Annotated in this window: 17 protein-coding genes and 1 tRNA gene; 16 read left to right on the plus strand and 2 right to left on the minus strand. The window is 53.9% G+C overall.

What is annotated here, in order from left to right; translation table 11 throughout:
* Positions 1–4: 4 nt before the first annotated feature.
* Together WFP70_RS00770 and WFP70_RS00775 are read right to left on the minus strand one after the other, a co-directional pair.
* A complete protein-coding gene (locus tag WFP70_RS00770; RefSeq protein ID WP_337022352.1) occupies positions 5–3,607 on the minus strand; it encodes an AAA domain-containing protein in 3,603 nt (1,200 codons plus the stop codon).
* Between the two features lie 184 nt (positions 3,608–3,791).
* Positions 3,792–3,867: transfer RNA gene (locus tag WFP70_RS00775), tRNA-Asn, on the minus strand.
* A gap of 507 nt (positions 3,868–4,374) precedes the next feature.
* On the opposite strand from WFP70_RS00775, the gene WFP70_RS00780 reads away from it, so the two are divergent.
* The 16 genes from WFP70_RS00780 to WFP70_RS00855 all read left to right on the plus strand — a co-directional run bounded on the left by WFP70_RS00780 (position 4,375) and on the right by WFP70_RS00855 (position 24,319).
* Positions 4,375–5,298 carry a sugar ABC transporter substrate-binding protein gene (locus WFP70_RS00780; protein ID WP_034824630.1) on the plus strand — a complete coding sequence of 308 codons (924 nt, stop codon included), beginning with the start codon at positions 4,375–4,377 and terminating at the stop codon, positions 5,296–5,298.
* Positions 5,299–5,330: 32 nt separating this feature from the next.
* On the plus strand, positions 5,331–6,815 hold the full coding sequence (locus WFP70_RS00785; protein ID WP_034824628.1) for a sugar ABC transporter ATP-binding protein: 1,485 nt from the start codon (positions 5,331–5,333) through the stop codon (positions 6,813–6,815).
* Positions 6,816–6,829: 14 nt separating this feature from the next.
* Positions 6,830–7,861, plus strand: a complete 1,032-nt coding sequence (locus WFP70_RS00790) for an ABC transporter permease (RefSeq protein ID WP_337022353.1) — start codon at positions 6,830–6,832, stop codon at positions 7,859–7,861.
* A 430-nt stretch (positions 7,862–8,291) separates the two neighbouring features.
* Complete coding sequence (nac, locus tag WFP70_RS00795) at positions 8,292–9,209, plus strand: nitrogen assimilation transcriptional regulator NAC (protein WP_034824624.1); 918 nt, start codon at positions 8,292–8,294, stop codon at positions 9,207–9,209.
* A 188-nt stretch (positions 9,210–9,397) separates the two neighbouring features.
* Positions 9,398–10,357 carry an HTH-type transcriptional regulator Cbl gene (gene cbl / locus WFP70_RS00800; RefSeq protein WP_034824622.1) on the plus strand — a complete coding sequence of 320 codons (960 nt, stop codon included), beginning with the start codon at positions 9,398–9,400 and terminating at the stop codon, positions 10,355–10,357.
* A 265-nt stretch (positions 10,358–10,622) separates the two neighbouring features.
* Positions 10,623–12,080: an NAD-dependent succinate-semialdehyde dehydrogenase gene (locus WFP70_RS00805; protein ID WP_160868087.1), complete on the plus strand. Its 1,458-nt coding sequence runs from the start codon at positions 10,623–10,625 to the stop codon at positions 12,078–12,080.
* Between the two features lie 423 nt (positions 12,081–12,503).
* A complete protein-coding gene (locus tag WFP70_RS00810) occupies positions 12,504–13,973 on the plus strand; it encodes an aldehyde dehydrogenase family protein (protein WP_034824619.1) in 1,470 nt (489 codons plus the stop codon).
* 32 nt (positions 13,974–14,005) lie between these two features.
* Positions 14,006–14,674, plus strand: coding sequence for a haloacid dehalogenase type II (locus tag WFP70_RS00815; RefSeq protein ID WP_034824618.1), 669 nt, complete (start codon positions 14,006–14,008; stop codon positions 14,672–14,674).
* A gap of 14 nt (positions 14,675–14,688) precedes the next feature.
* On the plus strand, positions 14,689–15,966 hold the full coding sequence (locus WFP70_RS00820; protein WP_337022354.1) for an NAD(P)/FAD-dependent oxidoreductase: 1,278 nt from the start codon (positions 14,689–14,691) through the stop codon (positions 15,964–15,966).
* Between the two features lie 229 nt (positions 15,967–16,195).
* Positions 16,196–17,800: an ABC transporter substrate-binding protein gene (locus WFP70_RS00825; protein WP_034824613.1), complete on the plus strand. Its 1,605-nt coding sequence runs from the start codon at positions 16,196–16,198 to the stop codon at positions 17,798–17,800.
* A gap of 27 nt (positions 17,801–17,827) precedes the next feature.
* Complete coding sequence (locus tag WFP70_RS00830; protein ID WP_337022355.1) at positions 17,828–18,781, plus strand: ABC transporter permease; 954 nt, start codon at positions 17,828–17,830, stop codon at positions 18,779–18,781.
* Positions 18,781–19,632 (plus strand): ABC transporter permease, encoded by an 852-nt coding sequence (locus WFP70_RS00835; RefSeq protein ID WP_058962118.1) that lies wholly within the window; start codon positions 18,781–18,783, stop codon positions 19,630–19,632. Before WFP70_RS00830 ends, WFP70_RS00835 begins: the two co-directional genes overlap by 1 nt.
* Positions 19,629–21,293 carry an ABC transporter ATP-binding protein gene (locus WFP70_RS00840; protein WP_166932138.1) on the plus strand — a complete coding sequence of 555 codons (1,665 nt, stop codon included), beginning with the start codon at positions 19,629–19,631 and terminating at the stop codon, positions 21,291–21,293. The genes WFP70_RS00835 and WFP70_RS00840 overlap by 4 nt, the downstream gene beginning before the upstream one ends.
* A gap of 113 nt (positions 21,294–21,406) precedes the next feature.
* Positions 21,407–22,252 (plus strand): GNAT family N-acetyltransferase, encoded by an 846-nt coding sequence (locus WFP70_RS00845; protein WP_337022356.1) that lies wholly within the window; start codon positions 21,407–21,409, stop codon positions 22,250–22,252.
* Positions 22,252–23,178, plus strand: coding sequence for a 2-hydroxyacid dehydrogenase (locus WFP70_RS00850; RefSeq protein WP_337022357.1), 927 nt, complete (start codon positions 22,252–22,254; stop codon positions 23,176–23,178). Before WFP70_RS00845 ends, WFP70_RS00850 begins: the two co-directional genes overlap by 1 nt.
* Before the next feature lie 7 nt (positions 23,179–23,185).
* Positions 23,186–24,319 (plus strand): M20 aminoacylase family protein, encoded by a 1,134-nt coding sequence (locus WFP70_RS00855; RefSeq protein WP_337022719.1) that lies wholly within the window; start codon positions 23,186–23,188, stop codon positions 24,317–24,319.
* Positions 24,320–24,386: the final 67 nt, after the last annotated feature.

Below are 24,386 nucleotides of genomic sequence, written 5' to 3' on the forward strand. Positions count from 1 at the left end.
AGGGTTAGTCCATGCTTAGTCTCTCTCTTAGTTCCTTCACGAGAGACTCGTCATCTAACTCGGCACTGATTTCATGACGAATAGCATGGCCGAACTGTTCAGCTCGTTCACAACCCTCATGATACCCGTGTGACAGCCAGTTCCAGCTTCCAATGACGATGTGACGGCCATCGATCATCATGACCTTTTCATGGGTGCCTTCAGTCAGTCGGATAACATTGTCTTTCCCAAGCTGTCCACGGTACTGCGCAATCAGATCTTCATCATTATCATCGATACGATCCCATCGCTGATGATAATAGCCATAGTAGATTTTCACTTTGACGCCGCGTTGCTGAGTTGCGACAAGCAGTGCCAGTTCCGGTCTCTGAGAGCGATGCCCCCCTTGCCTTATCCACGGGGTGATAATAACAAGCTCCTGCTCACTCTGCGCCGCCAGTGCGCTAAAGGCAGCAATATGTTCACAGTCACGATAATAACGGCGTAAGCGGGGTGTCTGGCTCAGGTTAGCAAACTGCGGGTGCTGGCTTCCTTGTTCAAGGAGAAAATCCTCCGCCACGCTGTCTGCAAGCACTTTCAGATATCCTCCTGCTGTTCGCAACCGGTGATGATTGCCAACCACGATGAATTGCTGCTTCGCACGTGAAACAACAACATTCAGCATATTGGGTGACGCATTCTGGAAATTTGGATTATCAAGAGGATGGAAAATAACCGGACTGTAAATAATCACTTCGAAACCGACCCCCTGGAATTGGTGTACTGTACCAATGCAGTTTTTCTGTCGGTGGTTCATACGTTGAGCAAGGCGCTGAATAAGTAATGACTTCTGATTACTATAGGGCGTGACAATGCCCACATCGGAGGTGAGATCATAGCCTGCTTCCTCCAGTTTGTTCACCAATTGCTCAATAGCATCGACCTCATCCAAATTGGTATTCACATTGTCACCTTTCTGGCCCTCGACGCTGTAAAACATCAAATGGTGCCCGCCTGACTTCTCAAAAGCATTGGTAATGCGTTCAGAAGGCGAGGAGGTTTCCACACTCACGCCACGGTAACCCGCCAGCCGGATAAACAGATCAGCGATGGGTTTCTGGCATCGACGATGTTCATCCAGAACAATACCGTTGCCTGTAGCATCAACCCGGCCAGAAAGTGTCCCTGCGGCACGATGCCACGCGGTAACTGTCGCAGGAGATACCCGTTCATACAGCGTATTATTTTCGTCAAAATGGCTCATGCGGAGTTGCATGATCAAGTTTTCTGATAGGCTACGGATGGGTTCAATTTGCAAAGGATCGCCGACAATCATGGCTTTCTCGCTGCGACTGAGCAAAGGAACCACAGACTCAAGCGAAATCATTCCTGCCTCATCGCACAGTATAAGATTCCACGGTTTATGACCCTTGAGCTCACTCAGTTTACGGTAGCCCGCCGCTTTCCATGCAGAAACTAAAGTGGTCGCCATTATGGGGTATACCAAGGATAGAGCACGGTAAAATACATCGAGTTTATCCAGCCAGCGGTGATATCCCGCACTGCGTTGGTTACTTAATAGACTTCGCCAATGGGTGAGAACTTCTTCCAGTTCATTTTTTCGCTTCAATTGTTCCTGCCATATAAAACAAATGGCAGCCTCAAACATCTCTCGATGTTGTTTGATGAAGCGTTTACGTAAAATGCCACACCAATTATTTTCCGGGTAACGCTGTCGGTATAGTGCCATGGTCTGTTGTGCATGGGTGACCTGAAGACACTGCTGTTGGATCTTGGCCACTTCAGCGCGAAGCTTTATTATCTCTTCTATTTGCTGCAAATCGGGTTCGCCATCCAGGAGCTGTGCCAGTAACGCTAAATTGGCAGTTTGGTGCGCAAGAGTTTCCCCGGCATCTGCCAGGGCTGCCAGCTGGCGATGAGAAAGCGAGGAGAGACCGAAATATTGAAAATCTCCAGGTGCAGCGTGGTTCATTTGCTGTAAGCGAGCTGGATATTTTCCCTCAAAAAGGCGCGCCAGATGACGTTTCAATCCATTTCGGGGATAGTCACGATAGTGTATTTCAAGTGCTACGCGAAGAGGTGAGTCAATCCATCTCAGTATTTGTTCCAGACTATTTTTTTGCGGCCATGTTGCCAGCAATGTCTGGGACATTTTAGTGGCCAGCTGATGCCGTGCTTTTATCTCTTCAAGCTCCTGTAGCCTTTGCTGCAAAGCATTATCTAGTGCATTGAGATCGTCAGGAAGTAGTACACAGACATGAATATCCAGGCGCTGGGCGTGAGCAGATACATCTTTTATTCTGGCCATTAAAAGATGCGACAGCTCTTCCGCATCACTTGTATTGAAGCCGCAATCAATGATGGATTGACTTGCATTAGTTTTCTCAAGCACATAGGCCCGGTAGCAAGAATCCAATTCAGCGCGATGTGTTAATAGTATAGATAGGGATGCATGCTGGCTTTGTGGATCATAGCTTTCATGCCGCCAGCGATTGAGAAGGCGTTCTAATCGGGCAAGTTCAAGCTGTATTTGTTGGTTTGAACCGCTATGAAACCACAGCCAATCCAGATCCTTAGTGACAGGATCGCCGCGTAAGTCATCAATGATATTTTCAACAGCTTTTATAGCTGTCGAGGTGACCAGCATGCCGTAATTCTTGTCTCTACCATCAGCGATGGCCAGAGCCCTGTCCACCAACTGTTGCGCAATGAGAGATTTAAACAGTGTCGTTTTACCCGTACCAGGTGCTCCTTGCACGGCAATCAGGCGCTCATCCTGATTTATGGCCTGTATCGCCATCATTTGCCCGTGACCCAACGGATACTGCGTTTCAAACAATCCTCCAGTCACCACCTCCTTTATATCTAATGGATTTTCTTCATGGTGAATGTGATTGACGTACTGCTCAAGTAGAGGGAACTCCCCCACGGCGTTATCGCAAAGCCAGGCAAAATCTTCGCCATCCCGTTTAAGGTTATAATCTTCGTTGTGCAATGGAGCGATTAATGCGTTGAAGGCTGTTTCAAGTGACGGATGCCTGTGGTTGGTTCGCTGAATAACCCATTTCTGAAGTGCTTCGAATGCTTCAAGAAAGGTGCTGAATTTGCATTCGGTAAGTGAGCTGATAATGCTCATCATGTGGCGGTTTTCGCCTAATTCATCCAATTCAATGCCGAATATTTCGCGAAAAACGAATGGGAAAGCGCTAACCTGCTGGCCATCCTTTACAGGAATTAACAATGAGTTGTTGTCTTGTTCAAAGAAAGATTTAGGCAGGGGGAATGAGAACAGGGGCAGATACTTTGTAATAAACCTTTCTCGTTCTTTTTCAACAAAGCGCAATATCGGAAAGAGTAAATTAACGGGTTCAATGTCGGTAATCTCTCCCTTTTCTCCATACTTCACGAAGCGTTTACGCCAGTTCTCACGCATCTCTGAGGTAACATGAAGCAAAACACCGTTTGGCGTGTCCTCACAGATATTTATACCGAGCATCAACTGATGATCTTCATGCACCTGGCTAGCTGGTATTTTGCTTTTTTCTGCGCCGCTGAATTTTAAATAGTCTTGCCATGCCGAGAGAATAGCTTTCGAAGAGTTTTTCATTGATTTTGCCGTACCGTATCGGTCCATGATTGCAGGAATTGACAGGTGCAGGATAGCATACCCTTGAATTTCAGAGTTAAAAGTGGATCGAGAATGTATTGTTAGCAGTATGTTGCGACAGAAAGCTGGTGATAGAAAAAACAAAAAGCCCGCTCAGGTTTCCCTGAGCGGGCTTCTCTAAATATGGCTCCTCTGACTGGACTCGAACCAGTGACATACGGATTAACAGTCCGCCGTTCTACCGACTGAACTACAGAGGAATCGTGTGAACGAGGCGCATATTAGCGATGCCGATCCCCAATGTCAAAGCCCGATCGCACACTTCTGGTTTAAGTGCGCGTAAAAGCAGCGGAATGCTGTTTTTCAGCCTTGAACGTTCAGATTTCAAACTGCCAGCAAGATCTCACTTTAAGCGCATTTCCTTTGAGATGTTAGATGCATGTCAAAGTTTTGTTATTTGCCGATTTTAAAACAATCATTTCAGTGCTTTTATGATGAAAATTTCAAATGCTGATCAGATGAAACAAATGAACTGCTTATCATCACGGGTGAAATCAGTTTTGGCGTCTGAAACAGTATTTCGAAAATAACCTTTTGATAAGTAGATAGTTGCAGGAAAGAGCAGTACCGAAACGATAGCGTTAGATCAGAAGCCTTACCTCTACAACCAGATAAATAACGCCAGTGCCGTTGAGTGAATGTAAAAAATATTTTTCATTCGTCGTATCAGCCCAACTGAGCATGTTAACGAATAAGAAGGGTTACCTATGAAATTCAAAAAAGCGTTAGTGACTTCCCTGTTAGCTTGCATGTTACCTGCCGCTGTTATGGCAAAAGACCTTCAGGTGGGCGTCTCTATGGCGCTGTTTGACGATAACTTCCTTACCATTCTGCGCACCGCGATGCAGAAAGAGATGACCAAAGATGGCGTTAAGGGTCAGGTCGAAGATGCGAAAGGCGACGTCTCCCAACAGCTGCAACAAATTCAGAACTTCATCGGTCAGGGCGTTGACGCCATTATCGTTAACCCGGTGGATACCAATGCCGTCAAACCTTTGATGGATGCGGCCTCTAAAGCGGGTGTGCCGCTGATCTTTGTTAACCGCAAACCGGCAGGTGAATTGACCGACAAAATGGCTTACGTCGGCTCTGACTCCGAATTAGCGGGCCGTCTTCAAATGGAAGCGCTGGCAAAAGCGATGAACGGTAAAGGCAACGTCGCCATTTTGATGGGCGATCTGGCTAACGAATCCACCCGTGACCGCACCAAAGGTGTTGAAGCGGTGGTGGCTAAATATCCTGGCATCAAAGTGGTGCAGAAACAGACCGCGAAATTCACCCGTAATGACGCGGTGGACGTAGTGAGTAACTGGATGACCGCAGGCGATGACATTCAGGCGATTGCTTCAAACAACGATGAAATGGCGATCGGTGCGCTGCAGGCGCTGGGCAAAAACCCGAACCACATCCTGATTGCGGGCGTGGATGGTACACCGGATGCGTTGCAGATGCTGAAGAACGGCAAGATGGTCGCCACTGTATTCCAGGATGCTAAAGGTCAGGGTGAAGGCGCCGTACAGACTGCCGTGAAACTGGCGAAAGGCGAGAAAGTGGAGAAGGTGATTAACATCCCTTACCAGCTGATCACCAAAGACAACATGGCGCAGTTCGAATCTCGTAACCAGAAATAATCGTTCCCGACTCAGCCGTACGGAGGTGATGTATGACCGCTTTTGCGCTTGAAGCCGAAGGCATCAGCAAGTTCTTCCCCGGAGTGAAGGCACTCGACAATGTCTCACTACGCATTAAACCGGGGTCGGTACATGCCCTGATGGGTGAAAATGGCGCGGGCAAATCCACTTTAATGAAATGCCTTATCGGGATGTACCGTCCCGATAAGGGCACCATTCGCATTAAAGGGGAGCCGGTGCAGTTTCAGGACACCATGGATGCGCTGCGTTCTGGCATCTCCATGATCCACCAGGAACTGAATCTGGTGCCTTACATGACTGTGGCTGAGAACATCTGGCTCGGTCGCGAACCGATGAAGTACGGCTTTGTTGACCACGCGTTGCTGAACAAGCAAACGCAGGAATTACTCAACAAACTCAATATCCGTTTGAAAGCCGATCGCATGGTTGGCGAACTGAGTATCGCTGCTCAGCAGATGGTGGAAATTGCCAAAGCGGTGTCGTGGAACTCCGACATTGTGATTATGGACGAACCGACCTCGGCACTGACGGAAACCGAAGTGGCGCATCTGTTCACCATCATCCGCGACCTGCGTGCGCAGGGTAAAGCCATCATCTATATCAGTCACAAGATGGATGAGATTTTCACCATCACCGATGAGATCAGCATTTTCCGCGACGGCACCTGGGTGGGTAGCAACAGCACTTCCGAGTTTACCCGTCAGTCATTAATTACCCAGATGGTGGGGCGTGAACTGACGCAGCTGTTCCCGAAATTCAATGGTGAAATCGGTGAAGAAGTGCTGACGGTGCGCAACCTTACCTGTAAAGACCGTTTCACCGATATCAACTTCACGGTACGTAAGGGTGAAATCCTCGGTGTTGCCGGTCTGGTGGGGGCGGGACGCAGTGAAGTGATGGAAAGTTTGTTCGGGATGGAAAGCTTCGACAGCGGTGAAGTGCTGATCGATGGCGTGCCGGTCAAAATCGATTCGCCTTCCACGGCGATTGAGAAGGGCATGGCGTTCCTGACCGAAGACCGTAAAAAGTCCGGCTTATTCCTGGTGTTGTCGGTGATGGAGAACATGAGCATCGTCAACATGCCGGATTATGTCAGTAAAGCCGGTTTCGTTAGCCACATGAAGATGGCACAGGACTGCATGGAGCAGATCCGCAAGCTCAATATTAAAACGCCGACCATGGATCAGATCATCAACAACCTCAGTGGCGGTAACCAGCAGAAGGTGCTGATTGCGCGCTGGCTGCTGGCTCAACCGAAGATTCTGATCCTCGATGAACCGACGCGCGGTATTGACGTCGGGGCAAAAGCCGAGATTTACCGCTTAATCAGCGAACTGGCAAACCGTGGCGTGGCCATCATTATGGTCTCGTCGGAGTTGCCGGAAATTCTGGGCATGAGCGACCGCGTGATGGTTATGCACGGCGGACGTATAACTGGCATCCTCGATAAAGAAGAGGCCAATCAGGAAACCATTTTGTCGTTGGCATCCGAGTGAGGCGCGAGACATCTATGAGTAACTTAAAAATTACGGCCCCGCAGGCCGCGGAATCGACATCCTTCTTTGGCAACCTGCGCCATAAGTTGCCGAAAGATACCGGCATCTTTGTGGTGATGTTGGGTATTGCCTTAATCTTTGAGATTGCAGGCTGGTACGTTCGTGACCAATCTTTCCTGCTCAACACCAACCGTCTGGTATTGATTGTTTTACAGGTGGCGATCATCGGCATCATTGCGGTGGGCGTGACCCAGGTCATCATCACCACGGGGATTGACCTGTCGTCTGGTTCGGTGATTGCACTGACGGCGGTAGTGGCGGCCAGTCTGGCACAAACCTCTGACAGCCTGACACCGATGTATCCGTCACTGGTTAACCTGCCTGCCGTCATTCCGATTGTGGCCGGTATCGGTGTGGGTTTGCTGTGCGGGGTCATGAACGGTTTCCTGATTACCAAAACCGGTATCCCGCCATTTATCGCCACACTGGGCATGATGGTGTCGGCGCGTGGTCTGGCGCAGTATTACACGCAAGGTAACCCGATCAGCTTCCTGTCAGATGGTTTTACCTCCATCGGCCAGGGCGCGATGCCGGTGATCATTTTCCTGGTGGTGGCCTTCCTGTTCCACATCGCCCTGAAGCATACCCGTTACGGTAAGTATGTGTATGCAATTGGCGGCAACATGACTTCGGCCAAAGTGTCAGGGATCAACGTTAATAAATACCTGATCATCGTCTATACCATCGCGGGTGCGCTCTCTGGCCTGGCGGGTGTGGTGCTGGCGGCGCGCGTCAGTAGCGGCCAGTCAAGTATGGGTATGGCGTATGAGCTGGATGCGATTGCTGCAGCCGTTATCGGCGGTAGCAGCCTGATGGGCGGCGTGGGTCGTATTACCGGGACGCTGATTGGTGCGGTGATTCTGGGGCTGATTAAGAGCGGATTCACCTTCGTGGGTGTGGATGCTTACGTGCAGGACATCATTAAGGGCATCATCATTGTCGCCGCAGTGTCCATCGATATGCATAGAAACCGTAAAAAGAGATAGTACTTCCTGATTGCAGGGCGCACTGTGTGCGCCCTCAAGGACATTTTACTCCGTTGTTCACAATAAGTTTTCCCACTGGTTGATCCTGCTCCTTTCCCCGCGTTTGCTTTCGTTCTGACCGTTTTTGGTCATTTTCTGTGAGTTATGCACCACTGCGACGCTTTCGGTCATCACTTTTTTGCACATCTGCCACGCAAGTTGCGCACCATGGTGGTGCATTTCGATTTATTTTTAATCACTCTGTGTCATGCGTTCAGCTTATTAACTCTTAAGAGGTAATCAGAAAGGCTTATTTTCCGTGCCGTTAGGAATATTCTGGCACTGCTTTTTCACGCTTCGAATAAACCTGGCCTGCATATTGCAACTTCATGAACACAAGCCAGCAGGCTGAGACACCCAAACGGGTTATTCGGGGATTGACGGAGGCAATATGAATTTAAGACGACTGAAGTACTTTGTAAAAATCGTCGATATCGGCAGCCTGACTCAGGCAGCAGAAGTGCTGCACATCGCGCAGCCTGCGCTTAGCCAGCAAGTTGCGACGCTGGAAAACGAACTCGATCAGCAGTTACTGATTCGCACCAAACGTGGCGTAACACCAACCGAGGCAGGCAAAATTCTTTATGCTCATGCTCGTACGATTCTGCGCCAGTGTGAACAGGCGCAAACGGCTGTCATCAACGCGGGCCAGGCGTTAAATGGTCAGGTATCAATTGGTCTGGCACCGGGCACCGCCGCTTCTTCGTTGACGATGCCGCTGCTGCAAACAGTGCGGGAACAATTCCCGGATGTACTGGTGTATCTGCATGAGAATAGCGGCACCTCTTTAAATGAAAAAGTGATGAACGGTCAGTTGGATATGGCGGTGCTGTATGACCGTGCGCCGACAGCCGGCATTAACAGCATTCCATTGATGAAAGAAGAGTTGTATCTGGTCGGTGCGACCGCATGCCCGGGCGCTACCGTTGATCTCGCCGACGTGGCGCAGATGAATTTGTTCCTGCCGCGTGACTACAGCGCGGTGCGCAAACGTGTTGATGAAGCATTCTCGCTGCGCCGTCTGAGCGCAAAAATCATCGGTGAAATCGAGTCAATCTCAACCCTGACTGCCGCAGTTTCCAGCGGCATGGGTGTGACCGTTCTGCCGGAATCAGCGGCTCGCGCCCTGGTGAGTTCAACTCACGCGTGGATGGCACGTATTAACAGCCCATCGCTGAATCTGCCGCTCTCGCTGAATATCTCTGCGCGCTTGCCACTGTCACCTTCCGCGCAGGCAGTGAAAAACATCCTGCTGTCACTGCTGAATAAGCCGATGACGGAAGAGCGCGAGTTGATGCTGGTCGGTTAATCCCTTCTTCTTTACCCCAGCTATTTACGGCTGGGGTAACCCCTTCACGCTATAACACCCGCAAACGCGTCGAGATAAATCACCCTCCTTATTACTATTCCGCATAACACACCGTTTTTTATTATTTCCTGCAATGACACCAACTTCATAACATGGGCGAAACAGGGCAGGGAACAGGAGAAAAGGGTGTGAATTTCCAGCAACTTAAAATTATACGTGAAGCTGCACGTTGCGAATTCAACCTGACAGAAGTGGCGAACACGCTGTTTACCTCACAATCTGGGGTCAGCCGCCATATTCGTGATTTGGAAGATGAACTCGGCGTCGAGATCTTCATTCGTCGCGGCAAGCGATTGCTGGGCATGACGGAACCGGGCAAGGCGCTGTTAACCATTGCTGAACGCATTCTTGATGAAGCAGGCAAAGTGCGTCGCCTGGCGGATGTGTTTACCAATGAAACCAGCGGCGTGCTAACGATTGCTACCACGCATACGCAGGCCCGCTATAGCCTGCCGCGCGTGATAAAAGCGTTTCGTCAGCTCTATCCTAATGTTCGTCTTGAACTCAATCAGGGATCGCCGCAGGAGATCGTGGCGATGTTACTGGCGGGTGAAGCTGATATTGGTATTGCTTCCGAGCAGTTGGTGAACAACAGCAGCCTCGCGGCTTTCCCGTGGTTTAGCTGGCATCACTCGTTGTTAGTGCCGCATGACCATGAATTGCTGCAGCATCAGCCGGTGACGCTGGCCAGTTTGAGCCGCCATCCGCTGATCACTTATCGTCAGGGCATCACCGGTCGCTCGCGAGTTGATCGTGCATTCCAGGCGGCGGGTATCAAGCCGGATATCGTGCTCAGCGCGCAGGACTCCGACGTGGTGAAAACCTATGTTGAGTTGGGACTCGGCGTTGGCATCCTGGCCGATCAGGCATGTGACATCTATGAAGGTGAAGATTTGGTGAAAATCGACACCCATCATTTGTTTGATGCCAATACCGTATGGCTGGGATTGAAGCGCGGCCAGCTGCAGCGCAATTATGTCTGGCAGTTCCTGGAACTGTGTAACGCCAATCTGTCGCTGGAAGAGATCAAGCGTCAGGCGCTTTCCTATGAAACGGAATCTGAACCCGCCATCGACTTCCAGATTTGATGCAGTGGTCGTCATAAATGGCGACCACACATTTCCTACAGGGTGCGCATTCCTGCGCGCCTGGCCTCAAATCGCAGCGTAATCAATGACGCATTCATGCGCACCTGGCAACAAACCTCACCGTAATCAATGACGGATTTATGCACAGCATAAAATTTCTTTTGGCGCGCTAAAACACATCCTGGCCCGGTTTCCACCCCTTAGAAAAACATCCTGCACTGCTGCGCCACGTTACAGTGAAATGAACAGGATAAAGGGGATGAAAATGTCGCGGATTCAACTAAAAGATGCAGAACTGTTACGCCAGCAGGCGTTGTTTGGCGGGCGCTGGCAGGACGCGCACGCCGGGGCCACGCTGCCGGTGATCGATCCCTCCACTCAGCAACAGATTGCCACCATTCCGGCACTGGGTGCGGCGGAAACTGAGCAGGCGATAGATTATGCCGAGTCGGTGCGTGTCAGCTGGGGCAAAACCCCAAATGCATCGCGCGCCGCGCTGCTGGATAAGTGGCATCAGCTGATTCTCGATAACGCGGACGATCTGGCGATCATCATGACCGCCGAGCAGGGCAAACCGCTGGCAGAGGCCAAAGGTGAGGTGTTGTACGGTGCCAGCTTTGTTAAATGGTTCGCTGAAGAGGCACGCCGCATCTATGGCGATACCATTCCGGCGCCCAGTGAAGACCGCCGCATTCTGGTTCTGAAACAACCCGTTGGCGTGGCCGCAGCGATTACGCCGTGGAATTTCCCGATTGCGATGATTACCCGCAAAGTGGCACCTGCGCTGGCCGCCGGTTGCCCGATCATCGTGAAACCTTCTGAGTTGACGCCGCTGTCGGCTCTGGCACTGGCGGTGCTGGCAGAGCGGGCAGGTTTTCCCTCTGGCGTACTTCAGGTGCTCACCGGATTACCCACCGAGATCGGCAGCACGCTGACTGCCAGCCGCACGGTGCGCAAAATCTCCTTTACCGGATCCACGCGCGTCGGCCAATTGCTGATGCAACAAAGTGCAGACAGCATTAAACGCCTTAGCCTGGAACTGGGCGGTAATGCGCCACTGATTGTGTTTGATGATGCCGATCTCGATGTCACTATCCCTGGCGTCATGGCGAGTAAATTCCGTAATGCCGGTCAGACCTGCGTCTGCGCCAATCGCATTTTGGTGCAACGCGGTATCTATGAGCGTTTCAGCGAGAAACTCCTGGAGGCAGTGGCAACCCTTAAAGTGGGGGATGGCTTTGAACCCAGTAGCACGATTGGGCCACTGATTAACGATCGCGCTGTTGAGAAGGTAAACAGCCATATTGATGATGCGCTTAGTCAGGGAGCGACCTTGCTGCGTGGCGGGATCAGTGCAGCGAATGGCACCTTTGTTGAGCCGACCGTGTTGGGTAATGTCACCAGCAGTATGCGTATTGCGCATGAAGAAACCTTCGGCCCCGTCGCACCGCTTTTTGTCTTCGATACCGAAGAGGAGGCGATACGCATGGCGAATGACACGCCTTATGGATTGGGCGCATATTTCTTTACGGAGAATATACGTCGAGCCTGGCGCGTGGCGGAATCATTAGAATTTGGCATGGTCGGTTTTAATACCGGTGCGATATCTTTAGATGCGGCACCTTTTGGCGGAATTAAATTATCCGGTTTAGGACGTGAAGGTTCACGCTATGGAATTGAAGAGTATCTGGAGCAGAAAACGTTTCATATGGGCAGTTTATAAATGCAGCAATGCGTGTTAAATCGTACCGCTCCAAATAGGTAACCGCGCAATTCATTGCGCATAATGACTTTCATCACCAATTACATTAACAGCGCCGGCAACCTCAGGTTTACGGCGCTGTTTTATTTTGTGCGCGGCGTCATATTTTTCCGGCCCATCACCGTTTTAGTGCAAGTTTCGTGCGAGCTGCACCGTAGAGATGCACGAATTTTGTGAAGTAAATCATCTGTTTATTCCTTCGGCAAATCCGCAAATTTTCCCTCTTCAATACGGCAGAAAATTTTTCTGGGCTGTTTTTTACGCATTTTTATTTTTTACTGGGCTGGCATACTTTCTGCATTAGCTTATTAACGTGACAGATAAATGTAGTGCAAATCGTTAATTGGCGCACATGTGATGGGTGTAACAAATAAGGAATTTTCCATGTTAAGTTTCGACCCTGAAAAAGTTTCCCTCCCGATTGGCCATTATATTGGTGGCCAGCATGTTTCCACCCAGGGCGCGCGTTTTGCCGTAAAAAGGCCATCTGATGGCAAAGTCTATGCCGAGCTGAGCGAAGCCCAGGCCAGCGATGTTGATAGGGCTGTCACCCTGGCCCATGAAGCGCTGAAAACCAGTGGCTGGCGCAGTTGCCCACCACGGCAACGTGGAAAAGTGTTACGCCGCTGGGCGGATCTGATTGAAAGCGATCCGTTACTGGCTCAGCTCGAAGCGCTGGGGTCGACGCGGCCGATCAGCGATGTGGTACAGCATGAGATTCCGTTTACCGCAGAGGCCATCCGTTTCTACGCTGAGTGCGCAGACAAATACAGTGGCGATCTGTTCCCGACGCAGGAAAGCAGCCTCGGCATGCTGATTTCGGAGCCATACGGCGTGATTGGCGCGATTACACCGTGGAATTTCCCGCTGTCGATGGCCTCGTGGAAATGCGGTCCAGCACTGGCAGCGGGTAATGCCGTGGTGCTGAAACCTTCGGAGCTGACACCTTTCTCTACGGTGCGTATGGCGGAACTGGCGGTGCAGGCCGGTTTACCGGCGGGCATTCTGAATATTGTGCAGGGCAGTGGTGCAGTGACCGGCAGCGCGCTGGTCACCCATCCGCTGGTACGCAAAGTCTCGTTCACCGGTTCCACGGTGACGGGTGCACGCATCATGAGTGACGCAGCACAGCATGGCATGAAGCCTGTCACGCTGGAGTTAGGTGGCAAAAGCCCACAGCTGGTGTTCGATGATGCGGGCGATATCGATGTCCTGGCACAGCGCATCCTGCGCGGCTTCACCGCCAACGGTGGACAGGCATGCGTCGCGGGTACTCGCTTGATTGTGCAACGTGGTATCGCTCAACCGCTGCTGGATCGCCTGGTGGCGCTATGCCAGCAGCCGCAGCCGGGTGTCACCTGGCAAGACAGCAGCCGTTATGCGCCGCTGATCGATGAGCGCCAGGGCAACAAGGTGGCATCGGTGATCGCTGAAGCCAAAGCGCAGGGCGCAGAAGTGTTAGTGGGCGGCGAACGTTTTGCGGACACCGACGAAGGTTGGTTCTGGCAGCCTACGCTGTTATGTGGTGTGGCGGCTGATAACCCGGCGGTGCAGCAGGAGATCTTTGGCCCGGTGCTCACCGTGCAGGAGTTTGACAGCGAAGAAGAAGGGCTCGCGCTGGCGGCGCACGAAACCTATGGGCTGTGTGCCGGCGTGCATACGCTGAGCCTGCCGAGAGCCATGCGAGCGATGCGTGCCATTGAGTCCGGCACTGTATGGATCAACCGCTACGGTCGCTCCGGCGATTTCATTATTCCCACCGGCGGCTTCCTGGGCTCCGGTATTGGCAAGGATCTGGGTCGTCAGGCGTTTCAGGCCTGCCAGCGCCAGAAGAGTGTATTAATCGATTTCTAAATTCACGTATCAGACAACGACGAGGTCGCGTCATGGCACTGTTTAAACCGAAATTCATCACCTTTGATTGCTACGGCACCCTGATTAACTTTGACATGGCAGGTGCGGCAGAGCGCTGCTTCAAAGATCGGGTGTCAGCGCAAGAGATGCTGGCCTTCACCACCGATTTCGCCATCTATCGCCGCGATGAAGTGCTAGGGGCGTGGAAACCTTACTACGACGTCGTCAGCGATGCGTTGGAGCGCACCTGTAAAAAATGGGGCGTGCAGTGGAGCAAAGCCGATAGCGACTTTATCTACACCGATTGCGCCACCTGGGGGCCGCACCCAGACGTGCCCGCAGGACTTGCCAAAGTGGCGAAAGAGTTCCCACTGGTGCTGCTCACCAACTCAATGAACGATTTGATTCCCCATCACGTGCCGCGTCTTGGTGCACCGATCCACATGACCATCACCGCAGAAGAAGTGGGTGCGTACAAGCCGCAGATGAAAGGCTTCGAGTACATGCTGGACAAGCTGAATTGCGGTCCCGAAGAGATCCTGCATGTTTCGTCGAGCCTGCGCTATGACCTGATGACCTGCTACGACATGGGCATCAAAAACAAAGTGTGGGTCAACCGGGGTCACGATCCGGCCAACCCAGCTTATGAATACACCGAGATTAAAGATATCGGCGGTCTGCCCGCTGTGGTTGGACTCTAAGCCCGGAGGCGGCGATGAAACTCGAATCATTCTGGCAAGCCACGGCACCGGCATTTACTGGCGCAGCGAGTGGCGCACTGCCGTCGGTTGCTGACGTGGTGGTGATTGGCGGCGGATTTACCGGCATCTCAACCGCGCTGAATCTCGCACGACAGGGTATCAACGTGGTGGTGCTGGAAAGTGGCAACGTGATGAGTCAGGCCTCCGCACGTAACGGTGGACACTGCAATACCGGCGTATCGCAAAACTTTGCTTCGCTGGTAGCCAGCCTGGGGATCGAGCAAGCCAGTCGCTTCTATCGGGCTTTTGATGACGCCGTGAGTTATGTCCAGCAACTGGTGCGGGAAGAGCAGATTGATTGTGATTTCCGCATGTGCGGAAAGCTCAAGCTCGCCAGCAAAGAATCGCATTTCCCCGGACTGCGCAGTGCATGGCAACTGATGCGGGACACAGTTGACCCGGAAATCGAGTTGATCAGTAAAGATGAGATTCGCCGTGAAGTGGGCAGCGATGCCTTTCACGGTGGCTTACTGCAAAAACGCGGTGGCCAGATGCATATGGGCAAGTTCGGCATTGGTCTCGCCAATGCCGCAGCCCATGCGGGAGCGAAGATCTTTCCCCATCACGCGGTGACCGGCTTGACGCGTCTGGATGGCTACCGTCATCGCGTCACCACCGCCCAGGGCGAGATCATCGCGGAAAAAGTCATGATGGCCACCGGCGTATCGAATGAAGGGCCGTTCCCGTGGTTCCAGCGCCGCATCGTGCCGGTAGGCAGCTTTATCGTGGTGACTGAACCGCTGGGTGATGCGCTGATTGAACAAGTGCTGCCCAAAGACCGCACCTATGTCACCTCGCTGAATATCGGCAACTACTTCCGCACCACTGCCGATCGTCGCCTGGTGTTTGGGGGGCGCGCACGTTTTGCCGTCAGCAATCCGACCTCGGATACGCGCAGCGGCGAAGTGTTGCGCGCCGCGATGACCGCGCTGTTCCCGCAGCTGGGCAAATCGCGCATCGATTACTGCTGGGGCGGCATGGTGGATATGACGTCCGATCGCCTGCCGCATGCGGGTGAGCACGATGGCGTGTTCTATTCACTGGGCTACAGCGGCCACGGCACACAGATGTCGGTGTGGATGGGGCGGGTGATGGCCGATTTACTGGCAGAAAAGCGTAACGAAAATCCCTGGCAGCGCGATACATGGCCTGCGCTGCCCGGTTACCACGGGAAACCCTGGTTTTTGCCTCTCGCGGGGCTGTATTACAAGGCTAAGGATCGGCTCTCCTGATCGTTAATCCGGTGCGCATCAATGTGCACTCTACGATGGGATTCTTCAGGTCGCTATTGATGCGCGCCAGGGGGATGCTTTCGAGGGGGACGCATAAATGCACATCCTAAGGTGTCATTGATTTGGCATTCATGCGGACGCTATCCGATTTGGTAGGGGCCACATTAATGGCGATCTGATTGACGCTCGATTATCAAAACAAACCACTTTTCATATTGAGGGTGTGCAGATGAGTAAATTCGATAAAGAGTCTGACGCTGTAAATCCGGCCCTGACACGTATGCTGACTGAGGGATCCCTGTCACGTCGTGGCCTGATGAAGTTGTTGTCTGCGGGTGCAGTCATGAGCAGCGGCTTGATAGGTTTTCCGCAGATGAGCTTTGCGGCTGAAACACCGGTGAAAGGCGGCAAGATGCGTGCAGCCATGTCCAACGCCTCCGCTACTGACACACTCGATCCTGCCAAAGGCAACAACAGCGGTGACTATACCCGCCAGTTTATGGTCTACAGCGGCCTGACCGAACTCGACCAAAAGTTGGCGATTCAACCGGGGCTGGCGGAGTCCGTGGAGTCTTCGGATGGTGTCACCTGGCACATTAAATTGCGCAAAGGGGTCACGTTCCACGACGGTAAACCTCTCACCGCGAAAGACGTCATTTACTCACTCAGCCGCCACAAAGATCCCGCCGTGGCTTCCAATGCCTTTAAGCTGGCCGATCAGTTCAAAACCTTCACGGCGGTGAACGATAACGAAGTCACACTTGAGCTGAGCAGCGCCAACTTTGACGTGCCTTATATGCTCGCCAGTGCCCCATTCCTGATTGTGCAGGATGGCACCAAAGACTTCAGTAAGGGTATTGGCACGGGGCCGTTCAAATTGAAAGAGTTCACGCCGGGCGTACGCTCTGTTGGCGTGAAGAACCCAAACTACTACAAGCCCGGCCTGCCACATCTCGACGAAATCGAACTGCTGGGCGTCACCGATCAGGCGGCACGTGTCAATGCGCTAATGTCGGGTGACTTACATATCGTTTCGACCCTGAGCGCAGCCGACAGTAATCGTTTGAAAGCCACGCAAGACTTCGCCGTGCTGGAGAGCAAGGCGGGGATGTACACCAACCTGATTATCCGCACCGACATGAAGCCGGGCAGCAGCGAGGATTTCGTGCTGGCGATGAAATATTTGCAGCCGCGTGACATCGTGCTGAAAACCGTGCTGCAAGGCTACGGTGATATCAGTAACGACACCCCCGTGCCGCCGTGGCATCCGCTGTTTAACGCCGATCTCAAACCGCGTCCGCTGGATGCCGAAAAGGCCAAATTCCATATCGAGAAAGCCGGTATGAAGGGCGCAACGGTAGAGATCATCACCACGCCAAACATTGAAGGTGCGGTGGAAGGGGGCCAGTTAATCCAGCAGGTGGCGCGTAACACCGGGTTGAACGTTAAGGTGCGTCGCGTGCCGTATGACGGCTACTGGTCAACGCACTGGACCAAAGACCCGGTGGGTTATGGCTCGATCAACCCGCGTCCAACGCTGGATATGCTGTTCTCTCAGTTCTATATGTCGAGCGCGGCCAACAATGAATCGGGCTGGAAGAACGATCAGTTTGATCAGTTGGTCGTCGCCGCACGCGGTGAGCGCGATCAGGGCAAACGCAAGCAGATGTATGGCGATATGCAGAAGCTGATCTATGACCACTGCGGCACCATCATCCCCACCTTTATCAGTACCCTCGACGGGTACAGTAAAAAAGTGGGCGGTGTTGAAGCCTGGCCAAGCGGCATGATGATGGGTTACCGCTTCCATGAGTTCGCCTGGCTGAAAGCCTAATCCGTCATCCGTCAGAGGAGAACGCCGATGAACCGATACATGTTGTTTCTGATTGCCCGGCGCGCAGGTGCGGGCATCCTGACCTTGCTTATCGTCTCGGCGGTGGTGTTTTTTATCACCAGCCTGCTGCCCGGCGATGCCGCGCAGATGATCCTGGGGCAAAACGCCACGCCGGAAACGGTGGCGGCGTTACGCCAGCAGCTGGGTCTCGACCAGCCGTTATTGATGCGCTACTTCAGCTGGCTCGGTGGAATGTTGCAGGGTGATTTTGGTACCTCGTTTGCCAGTCATCTGCCAGTGACGCAACTGGTGGGGCAGCGTATTCCTGCCACGCTGGAACTGGCAGGCATCACTACGGTGATCTGCGTCCCTCTGGCGCTGGTGATCGGCATTCTGGCCGCTATGAATCGTGGTTCAGCGCTGGATCGTTTCCTGGTGATCGCCACCATGGCGACAGTGGCCGTACCGGAGTTTCTGGTGGCCACCGTGGCGGTGTTGATCTTCGCGGTCAAACTGCATTGGGTCTCGGCAATGTCGTTTGGCAGCCCCGATATGGATCTCGTCAGTTATTTGAAAGCCTATGCACTGCCGGTGCTGACGTTGTGCTGCGTATTAGTGGCGCAGATGGCACGGATGACGCGTTCGGCGATCATTAATCAGCTCGACAGCCCGTATCTTGAGATGGCGTTGCTGAAAGGGGTCTCGCCGCTGCGTGCCGTGTTGCGTCATGCGCTGCCGAATGCGGTGGGACCGATTGCCAACGCCATTTCGCTCAGCCTGTCTTACTTGTTTGGTGGCGTGATCATTATTGAGTCGATCTTCAGCTACCCCGGTCTCGCCAGTGCGCTGGTGGATGCCGTGAGTAATCGCGATCTGCCAGTGGTGCAGCTGTGCGTGATGATGTTCGCCGCCTGTTATCTGGTGCTGCTGCTGATTGCGGACGTGCTGACCATCGCCTTTAACCCGAAATGGAGGAGCTGATGAATAGCTTGCTGCTTCCTGTACGAATTTTTCAGTCGCTGTCGATCTCCGGTCGCATTGGCCTGGCAATCTCTCTGTTTTGGGTACTGATGGCGCTGTTCGGCAATCAACTGGCGCCGCATAGCGTAGAGGATATCGGTGGTGGCCCGATGCTAGGAGGGATGACCGCTGACAACCTGCTGGGCACCGATTATCTCGGTCGCGATATCCTCAGCCGCATTTTGTATGGCGCGAAGTTCTCCATTGGGCTGGCGTTGACCGCTGCGCTGGGTGCCAGTTTAATCGGCACCTTGCTGGCGCTGCTGGCCGCCGTTGCAGGACGCTGGCTCGAAGAGTTGCTGGGCCGCATCAACGATGCCATGTTGGTGCTGCCAGGCAAAGTGCTGTCGCTGATGATTGTGGCCGTGTTTGGTTCCTCGCTGCCGATGCTGATTCTGACAGCCATCTTCACCTACTGGCCCGGTGCGTTCCGTATCGCGTTCGCTATGGCCAGCAGTTTGCGCAATATGGATTATGTCCGTGCTTCACGACTGCGTGGCGAAAGCCGCTGGTACGTGGCTATCCATGACATTCTGCCGAATATGGTGCATCCGATGCTCACCGATTTTGGCCTGCGTTTTGTCTATATCGTGCTGTTACTCAGCGGCTTGAGCTTCCTGGGCTTAGGCGTGCAACCACCTTATGCTGATTGGGGCACGCTGGTACGTGAAAATCTACAAGGCCTGTTTAACGGTTCGCCTGCGGTATTGATGCCGGCAGTGGCGATTGCCAGTTTAACCATCGGCGCCAACCTGTTTATTGACAGCCTGCAACAGATGCGTCCGCTGACGCTGGCGAAGGAGGGAGCATGAACGTGACACCCCATACAGCCATGCCCGTGATCTCCGTTGAAAACCTGCGTGTCACCGCCGAGACGGATAAGGGCGAAGAGATCGATCTGGTTTCAGATATCCGTTTTACCGTACAAAAAGGCGAAGTGCTGGCGCTGATCGGTGAATCCGGTTCGGGTAAAACCACCATCGCCATGGCGCTGATGGGCTATGCGCGCCACGGCTGTCGCATCGCCGAGGGCAACATTCATCTGGCGGGCACCGACGTGCGTAGTCTGTCGCCCGGCCAGCTGCGCGAATTTCGCGGCAACAAAGTGGCCTACATCGCCCAAAGTGCAGCAGCCTCCTTCAACCCGGGGATGCGTATTCTCGACCAGGTTATCGAGCCAGTGGTGATCCATGGCACCATGAAACGCAAAGCCGCCAAAGAGAAGGCGATCACGCTGTTTCGCGAGCTGGCATTGCCGAATCCTGACACCATTGGCGACCGTTTCCCGCATCAGGTCTCTGGCGGACAGCTGCAACGTCTGATGACGGCCATGGCGCTGATCGGCGATCCGGATGTGGTGATCCTCGACGAGCCGACCACCGCCCTGGATGTCACGACACAGGTTGAAGTGCTAAAAGCGTTTCGTCGCGTAGTGGCTCAGCGCGGCGTTACGGCCATCTATGTCAGTCACGATCTGGCGGTAGTGGCGCAGATGGCGGATCGAATTCTGGTGCTGCTGCGCGGAAAAATGGCGGAATATGGTTCCACAGAGCGGCTGATTGGTGCGCCGCAGGCTGAATATACCCAACTGCTGATGGATGCCGCTCGTCAGAAAGAGCGCGAGAGTAGCTGGACCTGTGCAGAGGCTGATGCACAGCCGCTGATGGAAGTGCGTGATCTCAGCGCCGGTTATGGCCCGCGTGACAGTGAGGGCAAACCGAAAACGCTGATTCTGGAAGATATCAATCTCAAGCTGTGGAAAGGGCAAGCGATTGGCATTATCGGCGAGTCGGGTTCGGGTAAAACCACGCTGGCGCATGCGATTGCCGGCCTTAATGCCCCGAGTCACGGTCATATTCTGTTTAATGGTCACTACATCAATGGCGACATGCACAAACGCCCGGATAACGAACTACGGCGGATCCAGTATGTGTTCCAGATGGCGGATACCGCGCTGAACCCGGCTCACAACGTGGAACGTATTCTTACTCGCCCGCTCGTGCTGTTCCACGGTCTGAAAGGGGCCGATCTTGAGCGGCGTCTGCATCAGTTACTGGACCTGGTCAAATTACCGCGCTCAGTGTTGTGGCGCCGCCCATGGGCGCTGTCCGGTGGGCAGAAGCAGCGTGTGAATCTGGCTCGTGCCCTTGCGGCGGAGCCGGATCTGATTCTGTGCGATGAAGTGACATCGGCATTAGATACGGTGGTCGCCGCCGCCGTACTGGATTTGATCAGCGAACTGCGTCGTGAGTTGGGACTGTCGGTGCTGTTTATCAGCCATGATATGCATGCCGTGCGCGCCGTTTGCGATGATATCGTGGTGATGAAGTCAGGCCGCATCGTCACGCAGATTTCCCGCGCTGAATATGATAAGCCGACCAGTGAGCTGTACTTCGAACGTCTTAAACGGGCGGTGCCGGAGCTGCGACAGGGTTGGTTGGATGAGCACGAAGAAGTGCTTAAAGCAGAATAAATATCACGGCATTCGTAGCGATGCGATAAATCGCACATCTTAATGGCGAAACCGCTCGCGCAGCAGATTGCGCCGCTACGTCGCGGGTGTGTTTTACAAGAAAGGAGCAGCAGATGATCACATTACGCGCCATGACGCAGGACGATATTGAACACGGCTATGCCATCACCCAACAGCTCAAGTGGCCGCATCGTCGTGAAGACTGGCAGCAGGCGTTGGCATTGGGTGAAGGCGTGGTCGCTGAAGAGCAGGGCAAATTTGTTGGCAGCGCCTTTGGCTGGCGTTGGGGTGAACACGCCGCAACCATTGGTCTGGTGGTGGTGAATCCCACCTGCCAGGGGCGCGGCATTGGTAAGCAGCTGATGCTGGCCGTGATGGAAAAATTCCCGGACGCCGTGATTCGTTTACATGCCACAGAAATGGGGCAGGGGCTGTATCAGAAGCTCGGCTACAAGGTGACGGGCACCATCCAACAGCACCAGACACGTGAGCTGGCAGCGGTGCCTGCGGTGAGTATCCCCACCGGTTTAACGCTGCGTAATGCCGAGGCGAATGACGTCGATCTACTCACCGAATTAGACCATCAGGCTCACGGTATGTGGCGTCCACAGTTGATGCAAACGCTGATCGCTGACCATCAAACGGTATTGCTGCATGACGCGCAGCAGCGGGTGCAAGGGTTTGCCAGCCTGCGCCGATTTGGTCACGGCTGGGCAATTGGCCCGGTGATTGCGCGCAATATCGAGGTGGCACAGGCGTTAATTGCCGCGCTGATGCAGGGTTTACGCGGCGAGTTCGTGCGCATCGATACCGATGCGGCTTTACCGCTGGCGAGCTGGCTGGAAAAACTGGGGCTGGTCAAGGTTGACGCGCCCACCACCATGTATCGGGGAACGCCTTGGTCACCGCAAGCCGGTGAGATGCAGGCGTTTGGGTTGATGACCCAGGCGATGGCGTGATGCATATCGTCTATAAATCGGAAGCCACGCGTGGAGCCCACTGGCAGCGCTGGCTGGCTGAACATGCACCGGATGTGCAGCTGCATATCTGGCCGGATGTGGGTGACGCAGAACAGGTTGAACTGCTGGTGGCCTGGCAACCGCCAGAAGATGTCATGGCGACCTTCCCTAATCTCAAAGCGCTACTGTCGGTGGGCGCGGGGGCCGATCAGTTCGATCTCAGCCAACTGCCGCCCGATTTGCCGGTGGTGCGCATGATCGAACCCGGCCTGACGCAAGGCATGGTGGAGTACGTCACTTTTGCCGTGCTAGGGTTGCATCGTGATATGCCGCGCTATTTCCAGCAACAGCGCGCAGCAACGTGGCAAACGCACCCGATTCGCACCGCCAATCAGCGGCGGGTGGGCGTCATGGGCTTAGGCGAACTCGGCCAGGCATCTTTGCAGCAGCTGGTGTCATTAGGGTTTGAGTGTGCTGGCTGGAGCCGGACACCGCGTGAACTCGAGGGCGTGCGCTGCTGGCATGGCGCTGAGCAATTGGCTGAGTTTCTGGCACACAGCGACATTCTGGTGTGTTTGCTGCCGTTGACTGACAACACGCGCGGTTTACTCAACTCTGAGCTGTTTGCGCAGTTACCTGCCGGAGCCGCACTGGTACAGGTGGGGCGTGGCCCGCAGTTAAATCATGACGATCTGCTCACGGCACTGGCCAGCGGACAATTGAGCGCTGCCGTGCTCGATGTGACCGATCCCGAACCTTTACCGCCAGAGCATCCTTTCTGGCAGCATCCGGCGATCTGGCTCACACCGCACATTGCCAGCCAGACGCAAACCGACAGCGCGGTGGCTGCGCTACTCGATAACCTGCGCCGCTATCAACGTGGCGAACCCATGGTCGGCCTTATCGATCGTAACCGGGGATACTGATATGCAACTGGATCAATTAGTCGCTCTGCGACGGGATCTGCACGCCCATCCCGAACTGGGCTATCAGGAAACGCGCACCAGCGACATCGTGGCGCAGGTGCTGCAAGAGCACGGCATTGAGGTGCATCGCGGCCTGGGTAAAACCGGCGTGGTCGGTGTGCTGAAACGTGGAAATAGACCGCGCATGATAGGTCTGCGCGCGGACATGGATGCGCTGCCGATGCAGGATAACGGCACCCAGCCGTGGAAAAGTGTGCATGACAATGTCTGCCACGCCTGCGGTCACGATGGTCACACGGTGATGCTGCTGGGCGCGGCTATCCAGTTGGCTCAGCAGGGCGATTTTGACGGCACGCTGGTGTTTATCTTCCAGCCAGCGGAAGAAGGTTTAGCCGGCGCGAAAGCGATGATCGATGACGGCCTGTTCCAGCAATTTCCTTGCGATGCGGTATTTGCCCTGCATAACTGGCCTGAACTGCCTCTGGGCGAAGTGCAGACGCGGCCGGGTGCCATCATGGCGGCGGCGGACCGTTTTGATATCACGGTAAAGGGCGGTGGCGGTCATGCTGCACAGCCACACCTGACGCGTGACACCTTGCTGGCCACCAGTGAATTGGTGGTGCAGCTCAATACGCTGGTGGCGCGCGCACTTGACCCGTGCGAGCCGGGTTTGCTGACGGTGACGCGCATGCAGGGCGGTTTCTCACACAACATGATTCCGGCGGAGGCCAGTATTACCGGCACGGTACGTACGTTCAGCCCGGCGGCGCAGGACATCATTGAAAGCCGCCTGCGTGAAATGGCGCAATATGTCACGGCGGCGCACGGTCTGCAGGCAGAGGTAAGCTATCTGCGTTATTACCCGGCCACGGTCAATCATGCGGGTGCTGCACAACTGGCGCTGGATGCCCTGCGTGAGGCGGGCTTCCCTGCTGAACAAGCCAGACAGCCTGCTCTCACCTCGGAAGATTTTGCCTTTATGTTGCAGGCCAGAACGGGGGCTTATCTGTGGATCGGATCGGCACCCAGCCAGCCGTTGCACCATTCATCTTACGACTTCAACGATGCACTGATCCCGCACGGTATTCAGACTTTGACGGCCATCGCCCGCCACGCGCTGCGTGCAGAATTTCCCTGCTGATTGGCAGAAGATTTTGAAACGAAATGCCGCTGCTTTGCTGATTACGGCAGCGTGAGAAACCAACGGG

This window comes from Pantoea sp. USMM079, assembly GCF_037153115.1.
In the GTDB taxonomy this organism is placed as follows: Bacteria; Pseudomonadota; Gammaproteobacteria; order Enterobacterales; family Enterobacteriaceae; genus Pantoea; species Pantoea communis.